The sequence below is a fragment of the bacterium genome, assembly GCA_026708015.1.
GTDB lineage: Bacteria > Actinomycetota > Acidimicrobiia > Acidimicrobiales > Bin134 > Poriferisocius.
This window is the reverse complement of the sequence record JAPOVT010000029.1, coordinates 82,940-97,292: the sequence shown is the minus strand read 5'-3', so window position 1 is coordinate 97,292 and position 14,353 is coordinate 82,940. Positions and strand designations below refer to the sequence as shown.

12 protein-coding genes are annotated in these 14,353 nt (G+C 66.8%); 2 read left to right on the top strand and 10 right to left on the bottom strand.

The annotated features are described in order from the left end of the window. Positions 1 to 43: 43 nt before the first annotated feature. From OXG30_06600 to folE, 8 genes are all read right to left on the bottom strand, one after another. Positions 44 to 301, bottom strand: coding sequence for a helix-turn-helix transcriptional regulator (locus OXG30_06600; GenBank protein ID MCY4134569.1), 258 nt, complete (start codon positions 299 to 301; stop codon positions 44 to 46). A gap of 2,552 nt (positions 302 to 2,853) precedes the next feature. Next, positions 2,854 to 3,696: a carboxylating nicotinate-nucleotide diphosphorylase gene (gene nadC / locus OXG30_06595; protein ID MCY4134568.1), complete on the bottom strand. Its 843-nt coding sequence runs from the start codon at positions 3,694 to 3,696 to the stop codon at positions 2,854 to 2,856. A gap of 47 nt (positions 3,697 to 3,743) precedes the next feature. Beyond that, entirely contained in the window at positions 3,744 to 4,607 is an 864-nt protein-coding gene (panC, locus tag OXG30_06590) for a pantoate--beta-alanine ligase (protein ID MCY4134567.1), read from the bottom strand. Positions 4,608 to 4,612: 5 nt separating this feature from the next. Further along, positions 4,613 to 5,095, bottom strand: a complete 483-nt coding sequence (gene folK / locus OXG30_06585; protein ID MCY4134566.1) for a 2-amino-4-hydroxy-6-hydroxymethyldihydropteridine diphosphokinase — start codon at positions 5,093 to 5,095, stop codon at positions 4,613 to 4,615. A 47-nt stretch (positions 5,096 to 5,142) separates the two neighbouring features. Next, a complete protein-coding gene (folB, locus tag OXG30_06580) occupies positions 5,143 to 5,511 on the bottom strand; it encodes a dihydroneopterin aldolase (GenBank protein ID MCY4134565.1) in 369 nt (122 codons plus the stop codon). After that, the gene (locus tag OXG30_06575) at positions 5,504 to 6,016 is read right to left on the bottom strand and encodes a hypothetical protein (GenBank protein MCY4134564.1); all 513 of its coding nucleotides are present in this window, start codon (positions 6,014 to 6,016) and stop codon (positions 5,504 to 5,506) included. Before OXG30_06575 ends, folB begins: the two co-directional genes overlap by 8 nt. Before the next feature lie 88 nt (positions 6,017 to 6,104). After that, positions 6,105 to 6,902 carry a dihydropteroate synthase gene (gene folP, locus OXG30_06570; protein ID MCY4134563.1) on the bottom strand — a complete coding sequence of 266 codons (798 nt, stop codon included), beginning with the start codon at positions 6,900 to 6,902 and terminating at the stop codon, positions 6,105 to 6,107. Positions 6,903 to 6,974: 72 nt separating this feature from the next. Beyond that, positions 6,975 to 7,559 (bottom strand): GTP cyclohydrolase I FolE, encoded by a 585-nt coding sequence (gene folE / locus OXG30_06565; GenBank protein ID MCY4134562.1) that lies wholly within the window; start codon positions 7,557 to 7,559, stop codon positions 6,975 to 6,977. A gap of 293 nt (positions 7,560 to 7,852) precedes the next feature. Between folE and OXG30_06560 the strand changes: the two genes are divergently transcribed. Both OXG30_06560 and OXG30_06555 read left to right on the top strand, forming a co-directional pair. After that, positions 7,853 to 11,365 carry an indolepyruvate ferredoxin oxidoreductase family protein gene (locus OXG30_06560; GenBank protein MCY4134561.1) on the top strand — a complete coding sequence of 1,171 codons (3,513 nt, stop codon included), beginning with the start codon at positions 7,853 to 7,855 and terminating at the stop codon, positions 11,363 to 11,365. 56 nt (positions 11,366 to 11,421) lie between these two features. After that, entirely contained in the window at positions 11,422 to 11,718 is a 297-nt protein-coding gene (locus OXG30_06555; GenBank protein ID MCY4134560.1) for a transcriptional regulator, read from the top strand. Positions 11,719 to 12,159: 441 nt separating this feature from the next. On the opposite strand, the gene OXG30_06550 is transcribed toward OXG30_06555, so the two are convergent. Both OXG30_06550 and OXG30_06545 read right to left on the bottom strand, forming a co-directional pair. Next, positions 12,160 to 13,221, bottom strand: coding sequence for an ABC transporter permease (locus OXG30_06550; GenBank protein ID MCY4134559.1), 1,062 nt, complete (start codon positions 13,219 to 13,221; stop codon positions 12,160 to 12,162). After that, positions 13,214 to 14,332 (bottom strand): ABC transporter permease, encoded by a 1,119-nt coding sequence (locus OXG30_06545; protein MCY4134558.1) that lies wholly within the window; start codon positions 14,330 to 14,332, stop codon positions 13,214 to 13,216. Before OXG30_06545 ends, OXG30_06550 begins: the two co-directional genes overlap by 8 nt. Positions 14,333 to 14,353 lie beyond the last annotated feature (21 nt).

The window sequence follows — 14,353 nt, the reverse complement described above, 5'->3', positions numbered from 1 at the left end:
TTTCATCTCACCGTGCAAGAACACATAGAGGTTCCCAATCGACCTAGCCATGCGCTCTGATGCCATCCTGCGGCGCCTCGACCGCCCGGACTGCGATGTCCGCGCCCAATGCCGACAACACCGCTATCGCGTCGCCCACCGATCCTTCGCACCGCCCGCTCTCGAACCTGGAGACCCACTGCTGAGATCGTCCCACTGCCTCTGCCAGTTGAGCCTGAGTCCAGCCTCGGCGACCGCGCAGGTAGATGACGCAGCGGCACAGAACACCTGGCGAGTCAAGGGCCACAACCTCCGATGTCACGCATGAGAGTATATAGGCTTTACGCTTCTGTGTGACTTGCAGCCGTCTGGCCGGGTTTTCCCTGGCGTTGGTGTCGGGGTGGGGGTGGGGGCTGGTTAGCTACAGGTGAAGGTGGCGCGCAGTGTCCAGGCGTTGTTGGTGCCGGGTGTCGAGATGATGCATGTCTGCGGTACATCACTTATGTTCCGCAAGATTCGCAGGTAGTGGCCGTAGGCACCGGCGTGCCTTCCGGTCGGAACTTGGACCGCGGTCCCGAAGATAGACGTACGGAACTCGACAATGACATCTCCATAATCGGGTCCCTTAGGACCTCTCGGACCGGCCGTGCCCGTTTCGCCCGGCGGGCCCTGCGGACCCGGATCACCGGCAATACCCTTCGGACCCGCATCCCCATCAGGACCCTTCGGACCCGCATCCCCATCAGAACCCTGAACGCCAGCAGGACCAGGCGGACCCTGAACGCCGGCAGGACCAGGCGGACCCTGAGCGCCGGCAGGCCCGGGATTCGACCCCCCAGAACCAGGCGGGCCCGGCGGACCAGGCGCACCCGCATCCCCATCAGGACCCTTCGGACCCGCATCCCCATCAGAACCCTGAACGCCAGCAGGACCAGGCGGACCCTGAACGCCGGCAGGACCAGGCGGACCCTGAGCGCCGGCAGGCCCGGGATTCGACCCCCCAGAACCAGGCGGGCCCGGCGGACCAGGCGCACCCGCATCCCCATCAGGACCCTTCGGACCCGCATCCCCATCAGAACCAGCACCACCGCGCGCGCCCGGCGGACCCTGAGCGCCGGCAGGACCAGGCTGACCCTGAGCGCCGCCGCCGCTGCCGGGAGCGCCCCGCGGGCCCGGCGGACCGGGATCACCGACCGCGCCCGGCGGGCCCGGCGGACCGGGATCACCGACCGCGCCCGGCGGGCCGGCGTCTTGGGCCCGAGCCTGGGGCTGCGACGTCAGGGTCGCCGCATGTGCGATCAAAACACACGCGACGGCCGCCGCCGCCACTGCCACCGCGGAGCGGAACGAACGGAACAAGCGGAACGAGCCAGATCCAGCCATATCAATTACATGCGAAGGTGGCTACCTTCGACCACGAACTAGAGGTGTAATACCAGTATTCACAGCTAGTACTGCTGGCCTTGCGCAGGTACAGCGCTCCTTGTGGGGGGGAATTGACTGGAGATGTGGCTGTGGGATCTGGGGTGCCGTAGTAGATCTCAACGACGTTGCTGCCCACAGCACCCGGGGGCCCCGCGCCGCCCGGAGGACCAAGTAAACCCGGCGGACCGGCAGACCCCGGCGGACCGGCGTCGCCCGGTAAACCCGGCGGGCCCTCGTTGCCCTTCGAGCCCGACGCGCCAGGCGCGCCCTTGGGGCCTGTCTGCCCCGACGGACCTGTCTGCCCCGGTGGGCCTTGGGGGCCTTGCGGTCCCGCGGGGCCCGTCGGACCCGAACCAGACGGGCCGGCAGGACCCGGCGGACCCTGAGCACCCGCATCGCCCTTCGAGCCCGGCGCGCCAGGATTGCCCTTGGGGCCTGTCTGCCCCGACGGACCTGTCTGCCCCGGTGGGCCTTGGGGGCCTTGCGGTCCCGCGGGGCCCGTCGGACCCGAACCAGACGGGCCGGCAGGACCCGGCGGACCCTGAGCACCCGCATCGCCCTTCGAGCCCGGCGCGCCAGGATTGCCCTTGGGGCCTGTCTGCCCCGACGGACCTGTCTGCCCCGGTGGGCCTTGGGGGCCTTGCGGTCCCGCGGGGCCCGTCGGACCCGAACCAGACGGGCCGGCAGGACCCGGCGGACCCTGAGCACCCGCATCGCCCTTCGAGCCCGGCGCACCAGCCGCGCCCGGCGAACCCTGCTGGCCCGGCGGGCCCTGCTGGCCCTGCTGGCCTGGGGGCCCCGGCGGACCCGAACCGCCCCCGCCCGAACTACCCCTCGGACCAGGAGGCCCCGGCGGACCCGGAGCACCCTTGGCACCCGGCGGGCCCGAACCACCCCCGCCCGAATAACCACGAGGACCACGAGGCCCCGGCGGACCCGCATCGCCCTTGGGACCCGGCGGGCCCGGCGGGCCTGCCACCGCGGCCTGCTCAGGCGCTGACTCACCACCCCCGCCTCCGGTGCCTCCAACGGGCTCGCCCCCAGCACACCCACCCGGCACCGACCCCACATCAATGCCGAAACGGCACCGATACACATTCAAGAGAGCCTCCAGCGCCCCAATCAACTCATCGGCCGCCGCCAAATCCCCCACCGTGACGGGCTCGCCACCGCCCTCCGAGCCGGGACGCCCCTCAGCACACCCGCCCGGCACCGCGTCCACATCGATCCCGAAACGGCACCGATACTCGTTGAGCAAAGCCTCCTGCGCCGAAATCAACTCGGCGCGCTCCTCAGCACCCGGCAACACCTGCGAAGACGCAATCCCAGCCGCAGCAACCACCAAACACACCGCGGCGCCAAAGATTCGAACAGCCATTCTCATCAAATCTCAAGTATGCCCCCCCCCCCCGGTTTTCAAGCCTCTCCCGCTCCATAGCGGAGGGGAGTTCAGGCCATGTCCAAGGCGATGTCCAGTGCCGGCGCCGAGTTGGTGAAACGGCCCACCGAGACGAAGTCCACTCCGGTGGCGGCATACTCGGCCACCGTCTCCAGGGTGATTCCGCCGCTCACCTCCAGCAGGCAGCCGTGTCCGGTGGCCCGGTCCACGCAGGCCCGCACCTCGCTTGGGGACATGTTGTCCAGCAGCAGGGCGTCGGCGCCTGCGGCCAAAGCCTCATCCACCTGATCGATCCGGTCGCACTCCACGTAGACGGCCCGTCCGGGCCAGCGCCGGTGGGCACCCGCCACCCCCTCGGCAATGGTGATAGAGGCCAGGTGGTTGTCCTTGAGCATGACCCACTCCGACAGCCCTGCCCGGTGGTTGTCGCCCCCGCCGGCCCGCACCGCCGCCTTCTCCAATACCCGCAACCCAGGGGTGGTCTTGCGGGTGTCGCGGACACGGGCAGGGCCGGTGGCCGCGGCGGCCGCCGCGTAGCGGGCCACTTCGGTGGCGATACCCGACAGATGGCTCAAGAAGTTCAACGCGGTGCGCTCCGCGGTGAGCACTGAGGCCTGGGGACCGGCAACCACGGCCAACTTCTGGCCGGAACTCACCGGGTCGCCGTCGGCGGCCTCCCACCGCACCGCCACCGCGGGATCAACCTGGCGGAACACCTCCATCGCACAGGCCCGTCCGGCCAAGCGGCCAGCGGCCCGGGCCACGATCGCCGCGGTCACCTCGGCGAGGGGCAGAAGCGACGAGGTGAGGTCGCCGTCTGGTCCCAAGTCCTCGGCCAGCGCCCGCTCCACTGCGACCCGCACGTCGTGGGCCGGGGGGTCAAAGCCGGTCACAGCCAACTCCGATGCCCGAACGTCCAAGATCGACCCGATCAAGAAAATCAGCCCTGGTCAACGTCTACTCCCAAGTTGTCGATGAGCCGAGCTCGACCGAGGCGGGCGGCCACCAGCAGGCGCAGTTCGCCCCCCAGCACTTCAGGACGCTCCAGCGTTGCGGCGTCTACCACCGCGGCGTAGTCGGGCAATGCCTTGGGCTCGGCAGCCAGCACCGCGGCCATCACCGCCTCAACTTCACCGGGATCGCGGCTGCCGTCGAGCACCGCGTCCCGCCCGGCTTGCAGCGACCGCCACAGAACGGTGGCCGCCGGTCGCTCCTCGGCGGTCAGGTACACGTTCCGACTCGACATGGCCAGGCCATCGGGTTCCCGGAATGTGGGGCAGCCCACCACCTCCACCGGCAGCGACAGGTCGGCAGCCATCCGGCGGATGATGGCCAACTGCTGGTAGTCCTTCTCCCCGAAATAGGCCCGGCCCGGCCCCAGCATGGCAAACAGCTTGGCCACCACGGTGGCGACCCCGTCGAAATGGGTGGGGCGGAACTGCCCCTCGAGCACCGCGTTGAGCCCCTTGACCGCCACCGAGGTGATGGGGGTCTGGGGGTACATCTCCTCGACAGGGGGAGCGAAGATCAAACCGGCCCCGGCGGTCGCGCACATCTCCCGGTCTCGCTCCATGTCCCGGGGATAGGTCCCGTAGTCCTCGCTTTCGGCAAATTGAAGCGGGTTCACAAAGATGCTCACCACGGTCAGGGTGTTCTCAGCGGCCGAGCGGGCCACAAGTGATTGATGGCCCTCGTGGAGATAGCCCATGGTGGGCACCAGGCCGACTGAACCGCCCTCGCGGCGGGCGGCATCCAATGCGGCTCGTAGCTCAGATGCCCGCTCAACAGCGGGGATCTGGCTCACGGCGCTCACGAAATGTCCTCGCTCGTTCGCGGGACAAGCTCATCCCAGTCGCCCAGGCGACGACAGCCGCCGGTGCCGGGATCGGTCCACCCCTCGGCCAGGTCGGGGGCCAACTCCCCCAACGGCACCATCACGAAAGCCCGCTCGAACATGCGGGGATGCGGCACCACCAGATCGGCCTCGTCCACCGTCTCACCGTCCACCCACAGCACATCCACATCCAGCGTACGAGGACCCCAGCGGACCTCTCGCACTCGTTCAGCCGCCGCCTCCAACCGCTGGCAAAGCTCCAGGAGGCCCCGGGCCGACTGGTCTGTGTCCAGCTCGGCCACCACATTGAGGAAACGGGCCTGGTCAGGTCCTCCTACCGGATCGGTCTCATACACCCCGGAGACGGCCACACAGTCGCTCATGGTGGCCACCGCGTCCTGGAGATATCCCATGCGGTCACCCATGTTGGACCCCAACCCCAAGTACACCCTGGTCATTGGGCTAATCCCCTGATTCCATCAGCCGGTTGACTCCCGAGCTCTGGTCATTGACGGTGGCGAGTGATGCGAACACCGCTGGTGGACAGATGCTGGGGCACTGGCGGGCGCAGCTTGTGGACCTCCACGGTCACCTGCTCCACCCGGGGGTCGGCTTTCAAACACACCTCGGCCAGCCGGTGGGCCATGGCCTCCATGAGGGTGAACTGCTCGCCCTCGGCTGCCGCGGCAACCGCGGCGCACACCGCCCCGTAGTCGACGGTGTCGCCCAAGTCGTCGGAATGGCCCGCCGGAGCCAGGTCGGCGCCGATTTCGATGTCCAACTCGAACGGCTGGGCCCGGGTCCTCTCTTCGGGCAGCGCCCCGCACAGGGCCATCACCCGCAAATCCCGCAGCACCAGTCGGTCTTCAGTCATCGTCTGACGGCTCTTCTTCATCGCCGGGCTCTTCAACCATAGAGAGGTTTACCTCCGGTTTGGGGAGCGCGGCGGCCGCGTTCACAATGCGGCGGCCCACCGAGCCGATCGGGCGCTCGGTCATCTTCTCCATCACGACCACCGCTTGCGACTCGCTGGAGACCATTCCTGTCCACACCAGATAGCCCGCCAAGAAGCCGCACACCTCGTCGCTCAGGCCACGGCGGTGTACCAGCAACTTCTCCTTCTTGGCCAGCAGTGACCGCAGCTCAGCGAACAGCGGACCGAGTCGGGTGGTGTAATCCTCGTTGTCCGCAATGGGCCAGTGACTCCAGGCGATGTTCTGTTCGCTGTAGTTGTGGAGGTTGTGAGTAGACGGAATGAGCGATACAACCCGGGTAAAGCCCTGCTGGCGTATCCAATTGATCTCCTCGGTGCGCCGAACTCGCCGATGGCTCTCTCCTCTGCCCCCCGGACGCTCGCAGATTGCCAGTCGGTCCTTCATGATCCAATAGAAGTTGCGCGGTTGGATTCCCGCGGCCCACTTACCCTTCACGCCGCCACTACCTTCATGCCGCTACTGCCTTCACACTTCACGCCGCCGCCACCTTCATGGCCCCCACGGTGGCGGCCACGTCGTGGACTCGCACAACCGACACTCCCTGGGCAAACGCCCAGGCCGCGGCGGCCAGCGACCCCTCGAGCCGGTCGTCGGTCGGGACCTCCTCCAGACCTGTGCCATCGCTCACCGCGTGCAGCTCCCCGATGAAGCGCTTGCGGCTGGCACCGAGCACCACCGGTGCGCCCAGCGTGGCGAACTGCCGCAGGTTGGCCAGCAGCTCCAAATTGTGGCTGGTGGTCTTGCCGAAGCCGATCCCCGGATCGACCCATACCTCGGGAACTCCGACAGCCCGCCCCCGTTCAACCGCCTTGTCCAAGAAGTCGCGTACTTCGGCAACCACGTCGTCGTACTGAGGGGCGATTTGCATGGTGGCCGGGGTGCCCTGGCGGTGGACCGCAATCCAGGCCACGTTCAGCTCAGCGGCCACCTCGTGCATCGACGCCGAGACATCGTTGAGGATGTCGGCCCCCGCGGCTGCCGCGGCCCGGGCCACCTCGGGCTTGGTGGTGTCAATGGAGACCCGGCCGTGCGGGGCCAATCCAGCCACCACATCCACCACCCGAGCCAGCTCTTCGTGTACCGGCACTGGCTCGGCCCCGGGGCGAGTGGACTCGCCGCCGACGTCCACCACAGAGGCGCCCTCATCGAACAGCTTGCGGCCTCGGGCCACCGCCACCTCGGGCGAGGAGAACCGGGCCCCGTCGGAAAACGAGTCAGGAGTGACATTGACTATGCCCATGACCATCGGCCCCGTTTCCAATGTCTCCACGGTCTCAGAGTACCGCTGCTTTTTGGGGCGGCCCTATGCGAATAGCGCTCTGGGGAGATGTCGGAGCGGTTTTCAGCGGTCGATGAACCGCATGGCCTCGGCTCGGGTGGCGATATCGGTCCGAAATAGCCCTCGCACCGCGGAGGTCACCGTGTTGGCCCCCGGTTTGCGGATGCCCCGCATCGACATGCACAGGTGCTCGGCCTCCACCACCACCAGTACGCCCCGGGGGTCGAGAGCGTTTTCGATGGCATCGGCAATTTGAGTGGTGAGCCGCTCTTGCACTTGGGGCATCCGGGAGTAGCCCTCCACCACCCGGGCCAGCTTGGACAGCCCGGTGATGCATCCATCCTTGTTGGGGATGTAGCCCACATGGGCCTTGCCCAGAAACGGGATCAGATGGTGCTCGCACAGCGAGTACAGGGGGATGTCTCGCACCAGGATCATCTCATCGTGGTCGGCCTCGAACTGACGGGTCAGGTGGGCGGCCGGGTCTTCGTGAAGCCCCCCGCAGATCTTGGCGTACATGCGGGCCACCCGCTCCGGGGTGTCCAACAGGCCGTCTCGGTTGGGGTCTTCGCCGATGGCAGCCAGGATCTCCCGCACTGCGGCCTCGATCCGAGGCTGGTCCACCGCGCCCTTCTTGTCGTCGCCCATCGGCCACGACGGTAGTCCGGTAATGGGGCATTCTCACCGTCGGGCCACCGGAGCTTGGGGCCAGGCAACACGCCGCACCAAAGGGGTAGTGTCACAAACTCATGGTTGAGCGGCCCGCTGGGATTGGACGACGACGAGCTGGCCCGACTGGAGGCCGCTCAGATCATCGGCACCCGCCCGGCGTTTGCTCCAGCCAGTCCGGCCGTCTAGTGGCGCTCTCGTTCGCCGACCCCTCCCAATTGGTCAGATTGCACAGCCCCATTGCGAGAACTTGCTCCTAGACTGACTTCGACATGACGGCCACCGAGTCGAACCGCAGTTACCGGCTCTCCGATCGCTTCACCAACGATTCCGGAACGGTCTTCCTCACCGGCATTCAAGCCATGGCCCGGCTCCCGCTGGAGCAGCTCCGAGCCGACCGGGCCGCGGGGCTCAACACTGCGGCGTTCGCCGCCGGCTACCCCGGTTCCCCGCTGGGCGGACTCGACTCCGCGCTGGAGCGGGCCGTGAGGGAATCGGGGGAAACCGACGTAGTGCTGCGGCCGTCGGTGAACGAGGAGTATGCGGCCACTGCGGTGATGGGCAGCCAACTGGCCGCCTCCCGACCCGATGCCCGCTACGACGGCGTCATCGGGATCTGGTACGGCAAAGCCCCCGGCGTCGACCGGGCCTCCGACGCCATCCGCCACGCCATGTTCGCCGGCGCCGACCCCAAGGGCGGTGTGGTGATGCTGGCCGGCGACGACCCCAACGCCAAGTCGTCCACTTTGCCGTCCACCTCAGCCGGGGTACTGGCCGACCTGCACATCCCGGTGCTCTACCCCGGCGACCCCGCCGATGTGTTGGAGTTGGGCCGCCACGCCATCGCCATGAGCCGGGCCACCGGGCTGTGGGTGGGGATGAAGATCGTGGCCAACGTGGCCGACGGGTCGGCCGATGTCAGCCTCGACCCCAACCGGGTCAATCCGGTCATACCCCTGCACGAGGGCAAGCCCTACCAGCACCGCCCCGACACCCGGCTGCTCACCCCCTACACGCTGGACTTTGAGCGCGAGATCGTGGAGGTCCGCACCAATCTGGCCCTTCAATACGCCGAACTGAACCACCTCAATCGCGTGGTGGTGGAATCTCCCAATGCCTGGATCGGGATAATCGCCTCGGGCATCACCTACTGGGAGGTGCGGGAGGCGCTGGCGGTGATGGGCTTGGACAACGACGAGGCGATCTCCAGCGCCGGCATCCGCATGCTGCGCATGGGTCTCCCCATTCCCTTCAACGCTTCCACCATCAGAGACTTCGCTGCCGGGCTGGAAGAAGTCTTCGTCATCGAGGAGAAGACGCCCAACGTGGAGTCGAGGGCCAAAGACGCCCTGTACAACACTTCGCACCGGCCCCGGATCGTGGGCGAGTACGACGAGCACGACTGCCGCCTCATCAAGAGCCATGGCGCCCTGCACGCCGACGACCTGGTGGGCCCGCTGCGCAGCCGATTGGCCCGTCTGGGCGACCGGCTGACCCCGGAGCGCCCGGTGCGAGAGCGCATCCCCCTGGCGGTGAACCGCACCCCGTACTTCTGCTCAGGCTGCCCCCACAATCGCAGCACGGTCACCGACCCCGGCACCGCGGTGGGCGCGGGCATCGGCTGCCACACCATGATCCTTCTGGGGGGCGAGCCGCGCTACGGCGACATCGCCGGACTCACCTGCATGGGCAGCGAGGGCACCCAGTGGATTGGCATGGCCCCATTCGTGGACACCCCCCATCTGATCCAGAACATGGGCGACGGCACCTTCTTCCACTCCGGGCAGCTGGCCATGACCGCGGCCATCGCCGCAGGAGTCAACATCACCTACAAGCTGTTGTGGAACGGCGCGGTGGCCATGACCGGTGGGCAGAATCCCACCGGCGGCATCCCCCTCGACCGGGTGTGCCGGTCGCTTCTGGCCCAGGGCGTGGTCCGCATCATCATCACATCCGACGACCCAGCCCGCACCCGCCGACTCGGGCTTCCCTCGGAGGTGGACGTAAGAGACCGCACCGAGCTGGCCGAGGTGCAGCGGGAGCTGGCCGCGGTGGCCGGGGTGACCGTGCTCATCCACGACCAGCGGTGCGCCGCTGAGCTGCGCCGAGACCGCAAGCGGGGCAAGATCAGCCCGCCCCAGACCCGGGTGGCCATAAACCACCGGGTGTGCGAGGGCTGCGGCCACTGCGCCGAGGTCTCCAACTGCCTGTCGGTGCAGCCCTTCGACACCCCGTTCGGCCGCAAGACCACCATCGACCAGGACAGCTGCAACATCGACCTCTCGTGCTTGGAGGGCGACTGCCCGGCATTTGTAACCATCACCCGGCCGAAGCGCGCTCGCAGAAAGCGGGCCTCCGCCCCGGCCGATCTCCCGGTGCCGGCCACGCCTATCCCTGCCCCGCCGGAGTCGGCCGGCGCCGACGTGAACATCCACATCACCGGCATCGGCGGGACCGGGGTGGTGACCACCGCCCAACTCATCGGCACCGCCGCCATGCTGGATGGGTCTAACGTGCAGGGGCTAGACCAGATCGGCCTGTCGCAAAAGGCCGGCCCGGTGGTCAGCGATCTGCGCATCACCCGCCACGGCCGCTCGGGCAGCAACCGGCTGGGCGACCGCCAAGCCGACCTGCTGCTGGCCTTCGACCTGCTGGTGGCGTCGTCGGCCACCGGGCTGGACGCGTCCGACTCTGCCCGCACCGCGGTGGTGGGCTCGCTCGACGTTGTGCCCCCCGGCGCCAAGACCGCTCACCCCGAAATCGACATGCCCACCGCTGATGAGCTGTTGGAGCGGGTGCGGGCCGAGACTCGAGCCGACGCCCAGTTCTGGGCCAGCGCATCCGACTTGGCCCAGATGCTGGTGGGCGATGCGGTGGGGGCCAACGTGTTCGTGGTGGGCATGGCCGTGCAGACCGGGCTGCTGCCGGTGACGCCCAAGGCGCTGGAAACCGCCATCGAGCTCAACGGAGTGGCCGTGGAGCTGAACACCGCTGCATTTCGCTGGGGACGCTGGTGGGTGGCCGACCAAGCGATGGTGGAAAGCGCCGCCGCAGGGCGCGCCGCGCCGGTGCCCGACGACGCCCAGACACTGGAGCACGACCACTCCGGGGTGTTGGGCCGAAAGCTGAGCGGCCGCATCGAAGACCTCGCCGAAGGCGACACCGTTTTGGCCGCCGCCCTGGAGCTGTTCACCGCCGAGTTGGTGAGGTTCCAGAATCGGGCCTTGGCTACCCGCTATCTGGACGCGGTGGCCGAGTTTGCCGCCCTGGAACGACAGGTGAACCCCGGCTCCGCCGCGCTGACCGCGGCAGTGGCCGCCGGTCTGTTCAAGCTCACCGCCTACAAAGACGAATACGAGGTAGCCCGCCTCATGCTGGATTCCGACGGCCACGCGCCTGCGATAGCCGCCGCGCAACCCGGCGACCGCCTGGCCTGGCTGCTGCATCCGCCCACCCTGCGGGCCATGGGCCGCAAGCACAAGATCGCCCTGTCAACAGCACGCTGGCGTCCGCTCATCGCCCTGTTGGCCAAGGGCAAGCGCCTGCGGGGAACCCCCTTCGACCCCTTCGGCCGGGCCAAGGTCCGCCGCGAGGAGCGCCGCCTGCCCGCCGAATATCTGGTGGCGTTGCGCCAAGCCGTCGACGGCGCCACCGCTCCTGAAGACATGCAATCGGCCCAGGCCATCGCCGTAGCCGCCGACCTCGTCCGCGGCTACGAAGACATCAAGCTCGCCAATATCGCCAAGTTCCGGTTCCGCCTGGCCGACCTGGCCAAAACCCCTTGACTCACTTTGGCTGAAAACCCTGCGGTTTGAGCAGGCATGCTTGCTATCATGCAGTCATGCGGCAAGTTACTTGGAGAGCAGACGAAGAACTCGTGGCCCGGGTCAAGCTGGGTGCCCAACATCTGGACATGTCGATGAATGAGTACCTCACTCAGATACTCGAGACGGCAACCGATCCTTCCCGGTCGTCGAGCACAATGGAGGAGGTTAGGGCACGGCTGAGGCTGGCAGGACTCCTGGTGGAGCTTGATTACCCCAACTTCCCTCCCCCAGACGAGGCACTCGTTGCAGAGGCTATGGAGCGCGCCGGCCAGGGAACCCCGCTTTCCGAGTTGGTCCGCGCCAACAGGTGACGGTTTTCCTTGACACTTCCGCCCTTCTAAAGCGCTATGCAAATGAGCCGGACAGTGGTCTAGTTAGGGATCTGGATACCACTGTCGTCGTCAGCGAATTGGTGAAGGTCGAGCTGCCATCTGCGCTGTGGCGGAAGCATCGAATCGGCGAGTTCTCATCTCGTCATGCTCAAGCTCTGTGCCAGCGGTTCATAATCGACATTGGCCCATTGTCGAGCCGGCCTGCACACGTCATCAGGGTAAGCACAGACATATTGAATGCAGCAGCCGACCTTGTCGCACGCCATCCGCTGCGCGCCTATGACGCAGTACAACTAGCCTCTGCTCTAGAAGTTCTATACACCGTCGACAACTGCTCCTTCGGATGCTTCGATCGGCAGCTCTCAACGGCTGCCGCCATAGAAGGACTTCTCCTGCTTTGGTGAGGGCGGCTCTGAGCCCTTAGAGCTGGGCTTCGCGGGGGTCCCAGCGCTCGCGGGCCTTGTCGCCCACCCGGTTGAGGGCGAACACAGTCATGAACATGACGATCCCGGGCACGAACACCAGATGGGGATGATCTTGGTAGCTCTCCTGGCCGGCTTCGATCATGTTGCCCCAGGTGGGCTCGGGAGGCTGGATGCCCACCCCCAAGAAGCTGAGCGAGGCCTCGGCCACGATCAGCACCGCGGTCACCAGGAAGGCATACGAAACCATGGGCAGGGCCACATTGGGCATCAGCTCCCGGAAAATGACGCGCCGGTCCCCCGATCCCATGGCCTTGGCGGCCAAGACGAACTCACGCTGCGCGAAGGTCAGCGTGTTGGCCCGGGCCAATCGGATATAGGTGGGAATGCCCAGAAGCGACAGCTCCAGCGCCATCGTCCATTGATTCTGGGTAAACACCGTGGCCATGGCCACCAGCAGGATCAGCGGGGGAAACGCCAGCATGGAGTCGGCCAGAATCCCCACCCCGCTGTCCAGCGGCCCCCGGAAGTAGCCCGCGGTGATCCCGATAACCCCGCCGATCAACAGGCCGATGGCCACCGCCCCCAAGCTGATGATCAGGGAGGTGCGGGCCCCCCACATGACTCCTCCGAGCATGTCAAGGGCCTGGATGTTCGTGCCGAGAGGATGATCTGAGAACAGGTCGGGGCGAAGCCTCGGGGTCTCGGCTAGCGCATTCTTCACCAGCTTCGACTCGGGAAGCGGCAGCCAGGCCACGGTGATGGCCGACAGCCCGACCAGTGCCAACCAGAATCCCGACAGCCATGCCGAGGTGTCGAAGCCCGATCCCCAGCGCCTCTGACACAGAGCATCCAGCCCGAAATACCCGCCCACGATGCCAACCAGCACCAACGTGACCCTGATCTCGGCGGTCACATCGTTGAGCACCATGGTGCCCACAAAAATCGCCGCAATCCCGACGGGCAGCAGCGGCCAGTACCAAATTGACCGAGGTTCGGCGCGGCGGGCTCGGACTTCTGGCTCGCCGGGGGCGATCGTGCCCCGCGCCGGGTCAGACACGGCCCCGCCTGATTCTCGGGTCGAGGTACTGATAGGAGATGTCGATGATGGCGTTCAACAGCACATAGCCCACCGCCAACACCAGTACGCCGCCTTGCACGATGGTGTAGTTCTTGGGAATCACGCCGGTGCCCACGATCAGCTTGCCCAGCCCCTCCAAGCCGAAGATGGTCTCAATGATGACGGTGCCGCCGATGAGCCGGCCCAGCGTGATACCGGCCACGGTGATGAGAGAGAACGACGACGGCCGCAAAGCGTCGCGGAACAGGATCCGCCAAGTGGGCATGCCCTTGGCCCGCGATGACAGCACAAACTGCTCTTGCAGGGTCGACAGCATGTCGGCTCGCAAGAGTCGGGTGAACACGGCGATCTCACTCAAGGCCAGGGCCAGCGCAGGCAAGAACAGGGAGCGAATCTGCTCGCGCCAGTTGTCGTCGTAGCGATGGGAGGCCGTCCGGGGGAAGTCGGGCCATTGGATGAATACCCAGAAAAGGAGGCCGGCGACCACAAACGTGGCGATGGCATATCCCAACCACCCCGACACGTCGGCTCGGTCTTCGGCCAATCGGCTGATGGCCAGATAGGCCAACCGCAAGACGATGAGCCCTACCCCGATCACCCACAGCCAACGGGGTATGGACTCCCGGAACACGAAGAAGAAGATGAACAGGAGTCCGGCCAGAAACGTTGGCACCGAGATGAAGCCGAACATGGTGCCGCTCACCATTCGATCTACCCGAGTTCCGGCCGCCTGAGCCGACCAAACCCCCAAGAAGATGGCGATGGTGAACGACATGCCCAACGCCATGGCCGACAAGCGCAGCGTGGGTCCGACGCTGCGCTGGAGTAGGTCGGAAACCGGCTCATTAGGGGCGCGCAACGACAGACCCAAGTCGCCGCTCAGCGCACCGCCCAACCAGTCCACGTAGCGGTCGGTTATCGGCTTGTCCAGGCCCAGCGACTTTCTGACCGCCTCCAAATCCTCAATCGTGGCATCGGTGCCCAGCATGTTGGCGGCCGGGTCGCCGGGAATCAGGTCGATAAGGAAGAACGTGGCCAGGGAAACGAGGAAAAGCACCGGCACGAGCCTGACCAGCTTCAAGCCGATCACCCGTAGCACGGTGCTCTTCCT